Source organism: Chryseobacterium lactis (assembly GCF_003815875.1).
In the GTDB taxonomy this organism is placed as follows: Bacteria; Bacteroidota; Bacteroidia; order Flavobacteriales; family Weeksellaceae; genus Chryseobacterium; species Chryseobacterium lactis.
On the sequence record NZ_CP033924.1, the window covers coordinates 2878073 to 2895980 of the forward strand.

Here is a 17908-nt window from a genome sequence, read left to right on the forward strand (position 1 = left end):
GTTAATAGTTTTCTTTTTTATAGTAATTATTTAAAGAGCAGCAAATTTATAAAATAATCTTAGTTTTGCAGTGTGAAATTATGATGAGTAGTGTTGAAAAATATTCCCAGCTGATAAAATCCAAGGCAAAAAGTTTTGGATTCCAGAGTTGTGGCATTTCTAAGGCAGATTTTCTCGAAGAAGATGCCAGACACCTTGAAAAATGGCTGAAGAATAACTTCAATGGCGAAATGAAGTATATGGAAAATCATTTTGATAAAAGACTTGATCCCAGACTCCTGGTAGAAGGCTCCAAATCCGTAATTTCACTTTCTTACAATTATTTTCCCGAAGAAAAAATCTCAATCCTTGAGAATTTTAAAATTTCAAAATATGCCTATGCAGAAGATTATCATGAAGTCATCAAAGAAATCCTTCGTGAAATGGTTGCTGAGCTGCAGGAAGAAATTGGCGAATTCGGATTCAGGGTTTTTGTAGATTCTGCGCCTGTTTTAGAAAGAAGCTGGGCGAGAAAATCAGGAATAGGATGGATAGGGAAAAATGCCAATCTGATTACCAAACAGAACGGATCTTTTTATTTTCTGGCAGAAATAATTTGCGATCTGGAACTGATTGCCGATCATGAAACCACCGATCATTGCGGAACCTGCAGAAAATGTATCGATGCATGTCCCACTGATGCTATTGTTTCCGAAAAAATTATTGATGGCAGCCGATGCATCTCTTATGCAACCATAGAATTGAAAAGCGAGATTCCGGATTATTTTAAAGATAAAATGGAAGACTGGATGTTTGGTTGTGACATTTGCCAGGACGTATGCCCATGGAATCGCTTTTCTGCACCACATCAGCAAAGCCGGTTTAAACCCAATGAAGCATTAAAAAACTTTACAAAAGGAGAATGGAAAGAACTGACTCAGGAAATATTCTCTGAGATCTTCAAAAAATCACCGGTAAAAAGAACAAAATTTGCAGGTTTGAAGAGAAATATAGAGTTTTTGCAGAAGCCTTCAGACTGATTTTAGCTTTCATTTTTGGTGACGATTCCTTCTTTGGAATTTTTCAGAGTTCCAAACTAGAGCTGATAATCGTCCATTCCTTAAATTTTCTGCCTTAAGGAGGTAAAGATTTACGTAAGTAAATATATTAAAAAGCCTTTCCTAAAAAGAAAAATTGACTTTCAGGAGATTAAATCTCACCGAAAATCAACGTTTTTTTTGTATTCTTTTTGGAGCAGTTTTTACTCTTACTTTAAATCTTTTTTGGGATTTGATGTTTTTACGCATATTTGTGAATGTTTCGTAACTAAATATAGTCATTTTTCCGATTAAAACAAATACTTTTACTAAAAATTAAAGATTAAATTTTATTAAAACATGACTGTGAAAATTGTATTGCTCAATATCTTAAAAATCCTGGGAATCATTCTGGGTATTGTGATTATTTATGTAGTCCTCGGATTACTCATTCCTTTAATTCCTATTTCGGCCAAAGATGATGGTGAAAAGAAGGAAATTCCAATCTATATCTACACCAACGGAGTGCATACCGATATTGTAATGCCCGTAAAAAATGACTTACAGGACTGGAGTACAAAAATACCTTTTGCTGATACCAAATCAAAAAGAACCGACTACAACTATATAGGAATAGGATGGGGTGATAAAGGCTTTTACCTGGAAACACCAACCTGGGCTGATCTTAAATTTTCAACAGCAGTAAAGGCTGCATTCTGGCTAAGCGATTCCGCAATGCATTGTACTTATTACAATACCATGAAGGAAGGTGATGATTGCAAAATGATCATGATTAGCAGAAGTCAGTATCAAAAACTGGTGAAATTTGTGGAAGATAAATTTGACACAGATGCAAACGGGAAATTTATGTTCATCCCTACCAACGCGGTCTATGGTGATAATGATGCATTTTATGATGCCAAAGGAACTTACAGTTTCCTTTACACCTGTAATACATGGACTAACGATGCCTTAAAGGTGGCAGGACAAAAAGCGGCTCTTTGGACTCCCTCTGACTTTGGAATTTTTCAACACTATAAATAAAGTTGAAAACTTTTTTCAAAGTTTCACCGGAAGGTGGAGCTATCCTAGCATTTCAAATAATGCCATGAGAGGATTTGATCCAATGATTCGGAATTTAAAGAAGTTTGTTCTGATGTTGATCTATAATTAAAAGAAGTAAGATGAAACACACACTTTACCGGGAACAACAATTAAACTGTGATATAGAAACGGCTTGGAAATTCTTTTCCTCAGCCAATAACCTTTCAGAAATTACCCCAAAAGATATGGGATTTATCGTCCTGACAGAACTCGAAGATGATGAAATTTATGAAGGAATGCTTATCGATTATTACGTTTCTCCTTTGTTAGGTATTAAAATGAAGTGGCAGACAGAGATTACTCAGGTAGATTTTCAGAAAAGTTTCACCGATTTTCAAAAGAAAGGTCCCTATAAGCTATGGAATCATCATCATGAGTTTACTCCCAATGAACACGGTGTTCTGATGAAAGATACCATAGACTATGAACTTCCAATGGGATTTCTTGGAGAAATAGCCCATGATCTTTTTGTTAAAAAGAAGCTGGAGTATATTTTCGATTATCGTTTCCGGGTTCTCAGTAAATTGTTTTAAATCTGCTGCCAGCCATTGCATCTAAAATGATTGTTTAGGTTTTTTTAACATTTAATCAACCATCATTCCCGCTGAAAATCCCTATTTTTGCGGCACTATCGTTTTTACAAAAAAACAAGTGTTCTATTGACATGGCAGGTCTGAGGTCATTTATCTTATTCTATATTATACTGGTTTGTTCCCTTTTCAATTCGAATTGGGCGGAAAAATCATTGAATAATATTCCTCATGTTCCTCATATCAACAATATTCATCTGCTGGATGTCTACGAAGAGGCTGATATGAACACGCATGCAGTGCCTGCAGCCTCAAAAATTGTAAAATATTCAGCCCGTAAAGATGATACGGCAACAGGAGATTTTTCGGAAATATTAAAATTTACTTCGAAAATCACACTTCCTGACATTGCACTCTCTATTATTTGTGGAGTTAAGTCCTTTCTCCATCTCCTCCAGTTGTACTAGTTTAAGTTGTTGAAAATCAATTTATTTTATCGAATTTTTATAACTTAAACATTTTAAGATGTATTTTAAAAACGTAATAATTTGCACTTTTGCAACATTATTCGCTGTGTCATGCAGTAAAAACAAGGAAAAAAGCAGCGCAAAGGAAAAAGAAGTTCCGGTGCTGGAAATTAAAGAAAAAGATACTTTAGTAAGCAACCAGTTTGTAACAGATATTCAAGCCCGTAAAAATGTAGAAATGCGTTCCAGAATTGGAGGCATTATACAGCATATTTATGTCAACGAAGGGCAATTTGTACACCAGGGACAGGCGCTTTTCAAAATCAATGATGCCGAGCTGCAGATGGAGCTACTGAAAGCGAATGCCGTATTAAAACAGACCGAAGCCGACGTTCGTATTGCCGAAGTAGAATTGAAACAGATCCAAAGTCTCCATGCTAAAAAATTTGTGGCCAACAACGAATTAGAGCTGGTAAAAGCAAAGCTGTCATCAGCGAAAGCCAAACACGCCTTTGCCGATGCTGAGAAGAAAACAGTATTGCAAAAAATAAGCTTTACAAAGATTACAGCACCTTTTGATGGGGTCATTGATGTTATACCTCATAAGGACGGAAGTTTGGTAGAAAACGGAACATTGCTCACCACATTATCCCAACTGAATGAGGTCTACGCCTATTTCTCCATTCCTGAAAATATGTATTTCGAGCTTTTGGCCAACGACAAAATTGGAAATCATCAGAAAATTGAACTGACATTGCCTAATGGAGTGAATTATCAGTTTAACGGAGCTTTAAAAACAGCAGAAGGAGAAATAGACCGCGCTACAGGATCAATCCGGTATAAAGTATTGTTTCCCAATCCGGATCACCTGATTAAACATGGTACTTCCGGAAAACTGATCATTTCAGAACAACAGGATAATGCCATTTTAATTCCACAAAAATCTACTTTTTCTATTCAGGACAAAACTTATGTTTTTGTGCTGGATAAACAGAATAAGGTGAAAATGACCAATATTAAGATTGCAAGCACATTAAGAGATTCTTATTTGGTGGAGAGCGGTCTTAAAAAGGGAGATTTAATCATTTATGAAGGAACCCAATCTTTAAAAGACGGAGATGTAATTAAAATTAAAAAGAAGTCTTAACCTTTCATAATCTTTAAATCAACTAACAATGGTAGAAATGTTTATAAGACGAAAGGTTCTTTCGTTGGTTATTTCCATAGTATTTGTACTTCTGGGAATTATGGCACTCCTCAAGATGCCGATTACACAATTTCCGGATATCGTACCACCTTCCGTAACCGTAACGGCAAAATATACCGGTGCGAATGCCGAAGTATCAGCCAATGCCGTAGCACTTCCGCTGGAGCGTGCCATCAATGGAGTTCCGGGTATGACCTATATGTCAACTGTCACCTCAAATGACGGGCTTACCTTAATTCAGGTGTTTTTTGAAGTCGGAACGGATCCTGATGTAGCCGCCGTAAATGTGCAGAACAGAGTGACAACAATCCTTGATGAACTTCCCGAAGAGGTGATCAGAGCGGGGGTGACTACTGAAAAAGAGGTGAACAGTATGTTGATGTACCTCAACATCACCAGCGCTGATCCCAGCCAGGACGAGCAGTTTATCTACAACTTTACAGATATCAACGTTCTCCAGGAACTGAAACGTATTGACGGGGTTGGGCGTGCCGAAATTATGGGTCAGAAAGAATACTCAATGAGGATATGGCTTGATCCGCAAAAGATGGCAGCGTACAGTATTTCGGCAGATGACGTGATCGCTTCACTTCAGAAACAGAATATTTCCGCAGCTCCCGGAAAAGTTGGCGAAACATCCGGAAAAACTTCCAGTCAATTGCAATATGTCATCAAATATAAAGGTAAATTCTTTGAACCTAAACAATATGAAGAAGTTCCTATCCGCTCTGATGTAGATGGAACGATTTTAAAACTGAAAGATATTGCCAAAGTAGAATTTGGAGCGATGAATTACGGAATGGTTTCCAAAACAGACGGCAGACCTTCCGCATCGATTATGATGAAACAACGTCCTGGATCCAATGCTTCTGAGGTTATTGAAAGTGTTAAGGCAAAAATGGAAGAATTAAAAGTCTCTTCTTTTCCTCCCGGAATGGAATATAATATGGCTTATGATGTTTCCAGATTCCTTGATGCTTCGATCAGTGCCGTATTGACGACCCTTATCGAAGCCTTTATCCTTGTGGGAATTGTTGTATTTATTTTCCTTCAGGACTGGCGTTCCACATTAATTCCTGTTCTGGCAGTTCCCGTAGCATTGGTAGGAACTTTTGCCTTTATGAATATGCTCGATTTCTCTGTAAATCTGTTGACCTTATTTGCCCTGGTTCTTGCCATCGGGATTGTAGTTGATAATGCCATTGTCGTTGTAGAAGCGGTTCATGTTAAAATGGAAGAAGGCATGAATGCGATGGATGCCACCGTTACTGCAACAAAAGAAATTGCAGGAGCCGTAATAGCAATTACGATTGTAATGTCTGCAGTGTTTATTCCTGTAGCATTTCTTGATGGTCCTGTAGGCGTTTTTTATCGCCAGTTTTCATTAACATTAGCGATCAGTATTGTGATCTCCGGGGTGAATGCCTTGACTCTGACACCGGCGCTTTGTGCTATTATTTTAAAACCTCATGCTCATGATAAGAAAAAAACCATAGTTGATAGATTCTTCCAGAGTTTTAATACAGGTTTTGAAAGGTTAACAAACGGCTATGTGAGTATTTTATCAAAATTCGCCACAAGAACTACCGTTACCTTTGGACTTTTATTTTTGTTCATTGTGTTGACTGTTGTAACAAGTAGATTTTTGCCAACAGGCTTCATTCCGATGGAAGACCAGGGAATGGTGTATGTAAGTGTTACCACTCCGCAGGGAGCAACAGTGGAAAGAACAGAAAAAGTTTTGGATGAAGTTACGGTAATGGCAAAGAAAATTGAAGGTGTAGAAAATGTAACAACACTTGCAGGATACAGCATCGTAACAGAGATTGCCGGATCATCGTACGGGATGGCCATGATCAACCTTAAAGACTGGAAACAGAGAAGCATCTCTGTGAATGATCTGATCGCCGAGCTTTCAGAAAAGACAAAAGGGATTGCAGATGCCCAGATTGAAATATTCGCGCCACCAACGGTACCGGGATTCGGAAATACCAGTGGTTTCGAATTACGCTTGCTGGACAGAACCGGAGGAACTATTGAAAATACAGATAAAATCACTAAGGATTTTGTTAAAAAGTTAAATGAAACTCCTGAACTGCAGAATAGTTTTACCAGTTTTGATGCTACTTTCCCGCAATATATGATCAACGTGGATTATGATATGGCTGCAAAAAAAGGAATATCTGTAGACAATGCCATGTCAACACTGCAAACGATGCTAGGTTCTTATTATGCCACCAACTTTATCCGTTTCAGTCAGATGTATAAAGTGATGGTGCAGGCAAGTCCGGAACATAGAGATACCCCTGAAAGTATTCTGAATTTATACTTAAAAAATGATAAGGGAGAGATGGTTCCGTTTTCAACATTCATCACTATGGAAAAAGTATATGGACCTGAAGTGCTGACCCGCTACAATATGTATATGTCTGCCATGATCAACGGAGAAGCGGCAGATGGTTTCAGTTCCGGAGATGCTATTGCGGCAGTAGAACGCGTGGCCAAAGAAACTCTTCCCCGGGGTTTTGATATCGAATGGTCGGGAATGACCAGGGAAGAAATTTTATCAGGGAATCAGACCATTTATATTTTCATGATCTGTTTATTATTCGTCTACCTTTTATTAGCAGCACAATATGAAAGTTTCCTTCTTCCGATGCCGGTTCTGCTAAGCCTTCCGACAGGAATTTTTGGTTCTTATATCGCGCTGGTACTGGCAGGTCTCGATAATAATATTTATGCTCAGGTGGCTTTGGTAATGCTGATTGGTCTTTTGGCGAAAAATGCTATTCTTATCGTAGAATTTGCTGTGGCCAGAAATAAACAGGGCTTTGACATTATCCCGGCAGCTATTGAAGGAGCAAGGCAACGACTGCGCCCCATTCTGATGACTTCCTTTGCATTTGTAGCAGGGCTTATTCCTCTGTGTATTGCCTCGGGAGCAGGAGCAATTGGAAACCGTTCTATCGGAACTGCCGCAGCCGGAGGAATGCTCATCGGAACAATCTTCGGATTGGTAGTAATTCCCGGACTTTATATATTCTTTGCAAAACTTGAAAACAAGAAGAAAAATGAAACGATTAAACCATAGAAATATAATATTAGGTATTGCCGCCTTAAGTTTTGTCTCATGTGCTGTACCAAAAGTTACCGATTTGAAAAAAGCTGAAGCACTACCGGAGCATCTTATTAAAACCGGGAACAAGACGGATTCAGAAGAATTTCAACAACTCAATCTGAAAGCCTACTTTACAGAACCTCGTCTGCTTGAACTTTTTGATAAAGTGATTCAGGCTAACCCCGATTTTCAGATTGCACAGCAAAGAGTAGAAATTGCAAACAGTTTTCTCCAAAGATCAAAAATGGATCTTCTGCCTTCACTTGATGTGGGGGTAGAAGTCTCCGGAAATCGATATGGAAAATATACCATGGAAGGAGTTGGAAATTATGATACCAATCTTTCTCCCAATATTACTGAAGAACAGAAGATCAATCGTGATTTTGCTCCCAATTACTGGCTGGGAGGAAGAAGCAGCTGGGAAATTGATGTGTGGGGTAAACTGAAAAATAAAAAGCTAGCAGCCCAAAAGAAATTTCTCGCTTCCACAGAAGGGTTGAGACTCTTACAGGTAGAACTTTTTACTGATATTGCTAATCTGTATTATCAGTTGGTCGCTTTAGACAATCGCCTGGCTATTTATCAAAAAAATTACAACCTTCAGCAGAGGGCTTTTGAAATTGTTCTCGCTCAGCGTGAAGTCGGGAAAGCGACGGAACTCGCGGTGCAACAGTTTAAGGCTCAGAATAATAACTGGCTTGCGGAGATTGAACATATCAAAGTTGAGATTGTAACTGTAGAGCAGGCGATTACCACTCTTACCGGGAGTTATGGGGGAGAGGTAAAACGAGGTAACGTACTGATGCCTACTAATATGGATGTTTTAAATAAAACCATTAATGTAGAATCGGTTATTCATTCCCGGCCGGATGTGGCAGCCAATTATTATGTGCTGGAAGCCTCTCAGGCAGATGCAAAAGCTGCTAGAGCTGCATTTTACCCGAAAATAGATCTTGGAGCAGGTTTCGGATTGAATTCCTTTTCTGTTGAAACATTATTTAAACCCAGTTCTCTGGCAGGGCAGCTGCTCGGTGGGTTGATGGTTCCTGTTTTCAATAAAGGGCAGCTGAAATATGAATTTAAAGTCGCCAGCAAAGAGCAGGAAATTGCTTTTTTAAACTATCAGAAAAGCATTACCACAGCCTTTAATGAACTTCAGTCGATTTTGAAACAAACGAAGATTTATGAACGTGTTTTAAAATTAAAATCCGAAGAAGTCGGCTTTCTGGATCGCGGGGTTGAAGTATCCAATGATCTATATCTGACAGGATATGCCAATTATTTTGAACTGATTAATTCCCAGAAAAGCAAACTGACGGCAGAACTTGATCTCCTGCAGTTTCAGCATCAGAACACCAGAAATAATGTGTTGCTGTTTAAAGCATTGGGTGGAAAGCTGGATTAATTGTACAGATAGCCATTAAGATATTGGGATTATAAAGTAATAGCAACCGGTACGGATTGAGACAGCCTCAACTTTGAGAACAGCTTTCTGTAACGCTTTATCATCTTATACTATCTTAATGGTTTAACAATATTATTTTGTCGGTTGAAACCGGCCCATTTTTATTTTTTACGATGTATAAAGAAAGCCACCTTAAAAAAGGTGGCTTTTATATTATAATAGATGATATACGATCTATTTAACAATCTGGATATTAACTGCAGAGAATCCTTTTGGAGATTTTTCTTTTTCGAAAGAAACTTTGTTCCCCTTTTTTACAAGCTCTGTACAATTGTTGTTGTGGAAGAAAATATTTTCCTTAGTGCTATCCTCAGTAATGAAACCATATCCTTTTTCACTGTGAAAAGTAATGATTCCTGTCTTTCTTGGATCTTCCTCAATGATTGGAGCTGCACCTAGCTGAATTTCTTCAAGGTTTACTTCTTGCCTTTGTTCAGGTGGAGTAGAAGTTAATCTTCCGAATTCATCGACGTACATGAATACGTCCTCCATATCCTTTCCTTTGTTGTTGTTCGTTTTACGTTCTTCGCGTCTTAGCGCCTTTTCTTTTTGCTTTTGAATTTTTTTCTTGAAATTTTCCTTTTTAGAAAAAGAATCTGCCATAAATTATTTTTAGTATTTAGTTTCTATAAATTAAGTTGGTTCAATCTGGTCTGTTGTAGACCTTATAAAGCCCGCCGATGTTTCCTGTCTTGGATTTTCCCAATTATCCAGAGCTTTAAAATTCCGACAAGTATTGTTCTTAATAGAAAAATAAAAGTTAAAAATATGACTGCTCAAAAAGCAAGGACTGAATAAAAATATTCCAGCCGTTACAGAAAACAAAGTATTGACTTGGTTAATTAATATGCAAATATACAACAATTAAATGAATAATCCCTTTTAAATGATTGATTATCAGAAAAGCTTTTCATTAAGAATATGGCAAAAATGCATTATAATGAAGGTTAAGCTGTATTAAAAAGGGATTCTATGAAAAATCCTCAGCAAGCTGAGGATTATGAAAAAAAATATATATTAAAATGAATGTGGTGTACGGTACGCCGGGAAAGTATCAAATGCTATGCCTAAAATTCGCTGATACCACTGATATATAAAGTAAAATTCACAACAAAGGAGCCTTATAAATTGTATCTGTCTGGTAAATAATATCATAATCATAAAACTGAATTTTTTAAAATATTCAATTTTGTTTAAAAAAAATAAAGACTCCAATTGGTGTATAATACACAACTCCCGAAAAATTCACCATGTTGGGATGGCTTTTATTCTTCATCTTTGTTTTATTAACATTTAAAAAAGAAAAATAATGTCAACACAAGATGTACAAGGAAAAGTTGTTTTAATTGCCGGAGGAGGTAAAAATCTCGGAGGATTATTAAGCAAAGATTTTGCTGCTAAAGGGGCAAAACTCGCGATACATTACAACAGTGAAAGTTCTAAAGCTGAAAGTGAAAAAACACTTGCAGAAGTTCAGGCATTGGGAGCCGAAGCATTCTTGTTTCAGGGAGATCTGACGAAAGTAGAGAATCTGACCCGTTTTTTTGATGAAACAATTTCACGATATGGCGGAATTGATATTGCAATCAACACAGTAGGGATGGTATTGAAAAAACCTTTTACGGATACTACAGAAGCAGAATACGACACGATGTTCAATGTGAACTCAAAATCTGCTTATTTCTTTTTGCAGGAAGCAGGCAAAAAACTGAATGATAATGGGAAGATCTGCACGATCGTAACCTCATTATTGGCTGCTTACACAGGGTTGTATTCTACCTATGCCGGTGCAAAAGCTCCTGTAGAACACTTTACGAGAGCTGCTTCCAAAGAATTCGGTGCAAGAGGAATCTCGGTTACTGCAGTTGCTCCAGGCCCTATGGATACTCCTTTCTTTTACGGACAGGAAACAGATGATGCTGTAGCGTATCACAAGTCTGCTGCTGCGTTGGGAGGTCTTACCGATATCAAAAATATTGCTCCGTTGGTAGAATTCCTGGTAACAGACGGGTGGTGGATCACCGGGCAGACCATTTTTGCCAATGGTGGATATACAACCAGATAAATACAACTTTAAAATAGTTTATTAAAAAAGCTCACTGGAAAAAATTCAGTGAGCTTTTATATGATAAGGAAATCGGGAAAATTATGAAGTTTTTATTTTTCCCTTTTCCATTATACTTTTAACAATGAAAAATAATCCCAGCAGGATAAATGGAATACTTAAAATTTGTCCCATATTAAGCTGCATTCCGTGTTCAAATTCAACCTGATCTACCTTGATGAATTCAATCAGGATACGCATAATGAAGATCAAAAGAATACTCATTCCAAAGTAAAAACCTTTTCCGATGCTGATGATATTTTTCTTATACATGAAATAAACAACGGAGAATATGATTAAATAAGAGATTGCCTCATACAACTGAGCCGGATGTCTTGGCAAATCATCCACCTGTCGGAAGATAAAAGCCCACGGAACATTGGTAGGAACTCCTATTATTTCTGAATTCATCAGGTTGGCTAATCTGATAAAAGTACCTCCTAAAGGCAGTACAATAGCAATCGCATCCAAAACAGTCATAAACGGAATAGAATATTTTCTTGCATAGATCAGCAGCATAATAATCAATCCAATACCACCTCCATGACTCGCAAGCCCTGCAAATCCTGTAAAATGATAAGCCCCATCTACACCCTTTTGAATAGGCAGGAATATTTCCAGCGGATGTTGGGAGTAATAATCGAAGTCATAAAAAATGCAGTGTCCCAATCTGGCGCCCACTAAAATTCCTATAAGCGCATAGGAAAATAAAGCTTCATGTGCCTGCATGCTTAAGTTTTCTTTTTTATAAACAGTTTTTAAAATATTAAAACATAAAACAAGTCCCGCAAGAAATAACAGGCCGTAATATTTTAAAGGAATGCCTAATATATTGATGATTTCAGGATTGATATCCCAGTTGATGTACAGTAAATTCATTGATTTTGTTATCGAAATTAAAGATGCAAATATACGGAAATGAGAAGTTTTAGAATTTTGTTAGATTTTTAAAGTGTTATTATTTGATTGATAGAGTTTTATATATTGATTCTCTTAATGTGCATTTCAATGTTTATGATCATTTTTATCCAGGTAATCATTAATTTTAATTCTAAAATAGCCGCCAATGGTAAGAGAAAAATGTTTTTTCAGGATATAATTTTAACTTTTCTGATATCATTAGCCTTGCTATATTTGTAATAAATAATTCACTATGAATAGAGTATTGGTGGTTTTGATTGCTGTTTTTTTAACGATTTCCGAGGTTCTGTATTCACAAAAGATGCTTGTCCAGACTCAGGATAAATGTTTTGTTTATCTCACTTTTGATGACGGTCCTCTGAATGGGAGTGAAAATATAAATGACATTATTTTAAAGGAAAAAATTAAAATCAGTGTTTTTATGGTAGGAGAGCATGTTATCAAAGACAAGCAGATGGATACGTATGCGAAATATTATGATCAGAACCCTTATATCGACGAATATAATCACAGCTTTACCCATGCCAATGATCATTATGAAGCATTTTACAAGGACGTGGACAAATCGGTAAAGGATATTTTGTACAATCAGACCATACTGAAGTTACCTTATAAAATAGTACGTCTTCCCGGGCGTAATATGTGGCGTCTTGGCGGGCGTTCGAAGAATGATGTTGCCAATGGCATACAAACGGCAGATCAATTGGCAGCTTTAGGTTATAAGGTAGTTGGCTGGGATATAGAGTGGCAGCACCGTCCGGTTGATGGCAGCCCGATACAAAGTGTTACCGAGATGTATACTGCTGTTCAGAGGCTTTGTACTTCAGATAAAACATTTACAAAAAATAATGTGGTTATGCTGATTCACGATGAAATGTTTCAAAAGAACTGGGAAGAATCAGAACTTAAGCAGCTGATCGATGTGCTGAGATCAAATTCCAATTATATTTTTGAGCAGATGAGGTTTTATCCGCAGTAAAATAGGGTGTAATTTAAAATGATTCTTGAAGAAACATTTTATAACTTTAAGCATCATCAACACAAAATTAATATGCATCATCAGTTAGAAAAGCACTATGTAAACAGAATTGGATGGCTTCGGGCAGCTGTACTGGGAGCTAATGACGGATTATTATCCACTACAAGTATTGTAATAGGTGTTGCCGCCGCCGAGCCGGAACGTCATATCATTATTCTTGCCGCCTTAGCCGGAATGATTGCCGGTGCAATGTCGATGGCTGCCGGAGAATATGTTTCTGTAAGTTCTCAGGAAGATACCGAAAAAGCAGATTTGATGAGGGAAAAACGTGAGCTTGAAGAGATGCCCGAAATAGAACTGCATGAGTTGGCAAAAGTGTATGAAAAAAGAGGTTGTACTAAAGAAACTGCCATGCAGGTTGCTATAGAACTCACCGAACATGATGCGTTGGGTGCCCATGCACGTGATGAACTGGGTATTAATGAGATCACTCAAGCAAAACCTTTACAGGCCGCTATGGCTTCATTCGGGTCATTTGCGGTAGGGGCTTTATTACCGTTTACTGTTTCTCTTCTTGCTCCCATCAAACAAATGGTTTACTTTCAGTATGGTTTTTCAATCATATTTTTAATGCTTCTAGGAGCAATTTCAGCTAGAACCGGAGGCTCCCATATCGGGGTGGCTATGTTGAGAATTTGTTTTTGGGGAACCGTAGCGATGGGAATTACAGCTTTGGTAGGGCATTTTTTTGGAGTAAATGTTTCTTAAATTCCTTTTTAAATAAGGTCAGATTTATCATTAGTGCAAGATAAGTTTTATCGGTAAGTTTTTGATTTACAGAGATTATTTTACCTAACAAGTGTTAGTAGTAGAAATACGACACTTTTTCATATTTGTTGAAAAAGATGCTTGTGGTTCATTTAATACATCTAAATTTGGTGACATAACCAACAACAAATCACAAAAATATTAACGATTAAAATTTACAATCATGGCAGAAAGAAATTCAAGAGGAATCTTAAAATTCAACAACGGTGAAGGTCAAAAATTATTAAAGCTAAACTATACTGTAGCAAGATCTACAGACGTTTCAGGACGTGTAGCATCAGATCCTTCCAATGCATTGATCAAAATTACGGTAGAAGCAACAGAAAAATCTGATATTCTGGAAAGTCTTCTTAACGGAAAGTACAAACCGACAGTAGGAGAGGTAACTTTCAATAAGTCTCACGAAGAAGGTACTTTAACAACATTAAAATGGCAAAACGGTTATGTAATCCAGCACGAGGTAGACTTCGATGCAGTGGATGAAAACAGTATGTATATTTCTTTTGTTGTAAGTGCAGAGCAAATTGATCTTGGAAACTCTGCTTATGATGGGGCATGGCCTTCAGCATAAGAACATAATCACTACAATTAAGTACATATAAAAACAGAATAGTCCATTCGTAATGAAGGATACTATTCTGTTTTTTCGTCTGAAATCGTTTTGTCAGAATAATGTTTGCTTATTAATGTTATAACATTATTAAATTGCCGTTATTTTTATGATATAGGTAGTAAAAGTTGGTTTTGTATAGTAAAAAATTTATAACTTTATAAAAGGCCATTTTTTTAGAAATTTTTTTAAAAAACAGGGCCTTTCCAAACACCTCAAATAATATGAATAAAAATACCTCGAATTCTGAAAAGATTTCGGAGAATCATATTCCCGGAATCAACCGTGTGGTGAAGCTGGATATTGTCATTGAAGGGAAAATGATTAAACACTTCAAGCATTTCCGTTTACAGCAGAGCGTAAAAAAACACCATGACTTTGAACTGACATTAGCCCACGATACCCTAGGTGGGATCCAAAATCATGATCTGGAAGAAGCCCAGCAGTTTTTAGGCAAACGTTTAACCGTAGTTTTTAAATATAAAGATGTAGACGGAAGCCCGGAAAGAACATTTGTAGGAGTGATCACAAAAGTAGGATTCAGTCAGGAAAATCACAGTCTTGGAAATATTGTATTAAAAGGACAAAGCCCTACCATCCTATTAGATGCTGCAGCTCATACTCAGAGTTTTGGTGGTGAAAAACCTGTGAATATGGGAATTATTGCTTCCGAAGTGATTAAACAGGGAATTGATAGCAGCAAATTTGATGTGAAAGTCAATGCCAAAGCATCTTCCCAGATTCTCTATAGTGCTCAATACAACGAAACCCATTACAACTATCTCTGCAGAATGGCAGAAGCTTATGGTGAACAGTTCTACTATGACGGTGAAGTTCTCCATTTCGGAAATATGCCTCCTCAGAATAAGGCATTGGAACTGGTGTATGGAAGTAATGTTTCCGATGTAAATGTTGAGTTAAAAGCGGTACATATCAAACCTCAATTTTACGGATACAACAGTAGTTCTAATGCTAAACTGGCATCAGGAGCAACACCTATAAAACATGTTGGGAATTTGGCAAAAACAGCGTATCAGAATAATGACGGAATCTTCAAAACTCCTTCATTGCAGGTAGCACCTATAAAGGCAGCTACTGATATGGATGTTGTGATTTCCCAGACCAGTACGGCAGGAAGTAAAGCTGTAGAAGTCTTTACGGTTTCAGGTGGTACTACCATTCCGTTTTTACATCCGGGATGTGTTGCAGATATCAATATGAGGAAAACAGATACCAACAGTACTTCCTATTTTACCAAATTAATGATGACAGAAGTAATCCATGAAGTTGATGGATTAGGGCGTTATGCAGGAAGATTTGAGGCGATAGCTTCAGATACCGGGTATATTCCTACTCCTGATTTTACAATACCTATTGCACAGCCGCAGATAGCCACAGTCATTTCCAATACAGATCCTCTGGAACAGGGAAGAGTCAGTGTAAGATTTGACTGGCAGCTTCATGACACCACTAATTTTATCAGAATGATGGCTCCTGATGCTGGTGGAACAGATCAGATTACTCAGAACAGAGGATATGTGGCAGTTCCTGAAGTTGGAGATCAGGTCATGATAGGATTTGTACACAATCATCCGGATCGTCCGTTTGTGATGGGAGGAATGTTTCATGGTGGAACTGCATTAGGTGGCGGAGTAAATAATCATTTAAAATCAATACAGACCAGAAGCGGGATCAGAATTTTGATGAATGATGAACAAGGTAGTGTTAATATTATTGATCCCAGCGGGAATAATTATTTTATGGATGGAAAAGGCAATATTGTAGTCACTGCTCCAAAGAATATGACGTTTAATGCTGGTGAAAACCTTAATATTAATGTAGGAAAAGATATGAAGACCAGTGTAGGAAATGATAATGCGATTAATATTATCAATAATCACAGTTTTGCCTCAAAGAATTATAAGCAGACTGTCAACGAAAATAAAACCATTAATGTAACTGGTGACTTGAAGGAAACGACTTCTACCACTACTCACAAAGCAAAAAATGGTGATATTCTGTTACAAAGTTCAGGAGTGGCCAAGATGTTGGGGAAAATAGATGCTAAGGTGAATAAAGGATAAATTATGTGGAAAAAGGGATTAATAGCTTTCTTCTCATCCGTATTTTCTGTTATACTCACAGGTATTATTACATTGAGTGTTTTGGATCTTACAAGATATAGTCACGGGGATTGCGGATGGTTGGCTGTATGGCTTTGCGGAGCATTTTTTCCCATTCTTTTTTTTCTGCCGTTTATAATAGCAGCTCAAAAGAAGAAAAAAACAATAAGTGATTTTACATTGTTCTGTATCTATTCAGGTTGTATTGGCTTTATCATCATATCAGTGATCTTATTGATTATAGTTCCTTGGTTATGCTCCTGAAAACAAAAATTACTATATCAAAAATATAAAAACTAATTATGCATCGTCATGATGGCATAATTACTTTATAAGATTTTAAGAATGAATAAAATAATAAAATATCTATTAAGCTTTTTATTTTTTACCCAGATCTCGTGTCAGGAGAAAAAAGACGATAAAAAAACTAAAACTATGACAAAATATGAATGGACTGAAGGGACTTCTGCTCCCTTGGGATACCCGATGGAAGTATACAAAGGAGGAATGGAATGCGAAGGTGGAGAATGGGTAGGACTAAGCTTTGGTATCATACCAGGAGATGGTTCTTGGGGCGCTATCAACCATGGGATGGGAAATGGTTTTAAAAGCCTTCCTTCCCGGTTGGATTTTGTCTGGATGTCTTATATGGAGAACCAGTTTTATATGATTGATACAGCAATTGACACCGCTAAAATTAAGGAGTATTTCAGTAAAGGCTATGAGGTAAAAGTAACAAATGGCAGTGGTGAAATTGAGCATTTAAATTATAATGAAATTTGTGTGGGTATGGCACCTGGAGGTGTGGTTGTGATCTGGGTCGCAGGTGTTGGAGTACAGAAAGAAGTAGGGCGATATCAGGGGGAAAAAGTAACGATTCCTGAATCAGAAATTGCTAAGCTGGATAGCCATGAAAACCGTTTCTGGCGGAAAGATTATCTTAATGAAGTATTTAATAATGGCAAGGTAATCCCTGCTGAAGTAAGAGAGAAAAATAAAGGAAAAGAAATTCCATTTGGTTTGTGGGATACTTACAGAATAAGATACAGCTGGAAACCTGTTTTTGAGCTACCGGAAAATGCAAAGCTCAATCCATTGACAGATGTTGGGCTAACGGCAATTAATGGAGAATGGGAGCAGCTTGATGCATCGAAAATTTCTGTAGCTGGAAGTGAATTAAGAGCAATACCCAGAAGTATTGGATTTGATTTTATTGGTGCTGATAATAAAAAATATGGAGCAGATTGTGATCTGAATGAACAATCGGGTTTTGAGGCTTTTAAAGCTGTGTTTGGTGATAACCCTAATTCAACTAAAGCTGATATTATTGTTAAGGTTAATGAGGCTAACAGCTATTTTACAATAAAGCTAAAAGGTGAAAATGGTAAAGAAGCCTTTATAAAGGCAGACAAAATAGAAGTTTTCTAAAAACAACA

Annotated in this window: 15 protein-coding genes; 13 read left to right on the forward strand and 2 right to left on the reverse strand. The window is 37.1% G+C overall.

Annotated elements, in window-relative coordinates; all coding sequences use genetic code 11:
* The first annotated feature begins 80 nt into the window (after positions 1–80).
* The 7 genes from queG (at position 81) to EG342_RS12895 (ending at position 8847) form a co-directional block, all read left to right on the forward strand.
* A complete protein-coding gene (gene queG, locus EG342_RS12865) occupies positions 81–1019 on the forward strand; it encodes a tRNA epoxyqueuosine(34) reductase QueG (RefSeq protein ID WP_164465178.1) in 939 nt (312 codons plus the stop codon).
* A gap of 357 nt (positions 1020–1376) precedes the next feature.
* Positions 1377–2060 (forward strand): TIGR02117 family protein, encoded by a 684-nt coding sequence (locus EG342_RS12870; RefSeq protein WP_103293477.1) that lies wholly within the window; start codon positions 1377–1379, stop codon positions 2058–2060.
* Positions 2061–2200: 140 nt separating this feature from the next.
* On the forward strand, positions 2201–2653 hold the full coding sequence (locus EG342_RS12875) for an SRPBCC family protein (RefSeq protein WP_103293476.1): 453 nt from the start codon (positions 2201–2203) through the stop codon (positions 2651–2653).
* 131 nt (positions 2654–2784) lie between these two features.
* Positions 2785–3117, forward strand: coding sequence for a hypothetical protein (locus tag EG342_RS12880; protein WP_103293475.1), 333 nt, complete (start codon positions 2785–2787; stop codon positions 3115–3117).
* Positions 3118–3223: 106 nt separating this feature from the next.
* Positions 3224–4264, forward strand: a complete 1041-nt coding sequence (locus tag EG342_RS12885) for an efflux RND transporter periplasmic adaptor subunit (protein ID WP_246008617.1) — start codon at positions 3224–3226, stop codon at positions 4262–4264.
* Between the two features lie 28 nt (positions 4265–4292).
* Positions 4293–7415 (forward strand): efflux RND transporter permease subunit, encoded by a 3123-nt coding sequence (locus tag EG342_RS12890; RefSeq protein ID WP_103293473.1) that lies wholly within the window; start codon positions 4293–4295, stop codon positions 7413–7415.
* The gene (locus EG342_RS12895; RefSeq protein ID WP_103293472.1) at positions 7396–8847 is read left to right on the forward strand and encodes a TolC family protein; all 1452 of its coding nucleotides are present in this window, start codon (positions 7396–7398) and stop codon (positions 8845–8847) included. Before EG342_RS12890 ends, EG342_RS12895 begins: the two co-directional genes overlap by 20 nt.
* Positions 8848–9081: 234 nt before the next feature.
* Here EG342_RS12895 and EG342_RS12900 read toward each other — a convergent pair whose 3' ends face one another.
* Positions 9082–9510, reverse strand: a complete 429-nt coding sequence (locus EG342_RS12900; RefSeq protein ID WP_103293471.1) for a cold shock domain-containing protein — start codon at positions 9508–9510, stop codon at positions 9082–9084.
* A gap of 706 nt (positions 9511–10216) precedes the next feature.
* Between EG342_RS12900 and EG342_RS12905 the strand changes: the two genes are divergently transcribed.
* Entirely contained in the window at positions 10217–10972 is a 756-nt protein-coding gene (locus EG342_RS12905; RefSeq protein ID WP_103293470.1) for an SDR family oxidoreductase, read from the forward strand.
* Positions 10973–11053: 81 nt separating this feature from the next.
* On the opposite strand, the gene lgt is transcribed toward EG342_RS12905, so the two are convergent.
* Positions 11054–11890: a prolipoprotein diacylglyceryl transferase gene (gene lgt, locus EG342_RS12910; protein WP_103293469.1), complete on the reverse strand. Its 837-nt coding sequence runs from the start codon at positions 11888–11890 to the stop codon at positions 11054–11056.
* A 274-nt stretch (positions 11891–12164) separates the two neighbouring features.
* On the opposite strand from lgt, the gene EG342_RS12915 reads away from it, so the two are divergent.
* The 5 genes from EG342_RS12915 to EG342_RS12935 all read left to right on the forward strand — a co-directional run bounded on the left by EG342_RS12915 (position 12165) and on the right by EG342_RS12935 (position 17900).
* Positions 12165–12911, forward strand: coding sequence for a polysaccharide deacetylase family protein (locus EG342_RS12915; protein WP_103293468.1), 747 nt, complete (start codon positions 12165–12167; stop codon positions 12909–12911).
* Positions 12912–12983: 72 nt separating this feature from the next.
* On the forward strand, positions 12984–13679 hold the full coding sequence (locus EG342_RS12920) for a VIT1/CCC1 transporter family protein (RefSeq protein ID WP_103293600.1): 696 nt from the start codon (positions 12984–12986) through the stop codon (positions 13677–13679).
* 223 nt (positions 13680–13902) lie between these two features.
* On the forward strand, positions 13903–14310 hold the full coding sequence (gene tssD / locus EG342_RS12925; protein ID WP_103293467.1) for a type VI secretion system tube protein TssD: 408 nt from the start codon (positions 13903–13905) through the stop codon (positions 14308–14310).
* A gap of 263 nt (positions 14311–14573) precedes the next feature.
* Entirely contained in the window at positions 14574–16433 is a 1860-nt protein-coding gene (locus tag EG342_RS12930; protein ID WP_103293466.1) for a type VI secretion system Vgr family protein, read from the forward strand.
* A 384-nt stretch (positions 16434–16817) separates the two neighbouring features.
* Complete coding sequence (locus tag EG342_RS12935; RefSeq protein WP_103293465.1) at positions 16818–17900, forward strand: DUF2931 family protein; 1083 nt, start codon at positions 16818–16820, stop codon at positions 17898–17900.
* Positions 17901–17908 lie beyond the last annotated feature (8 nt).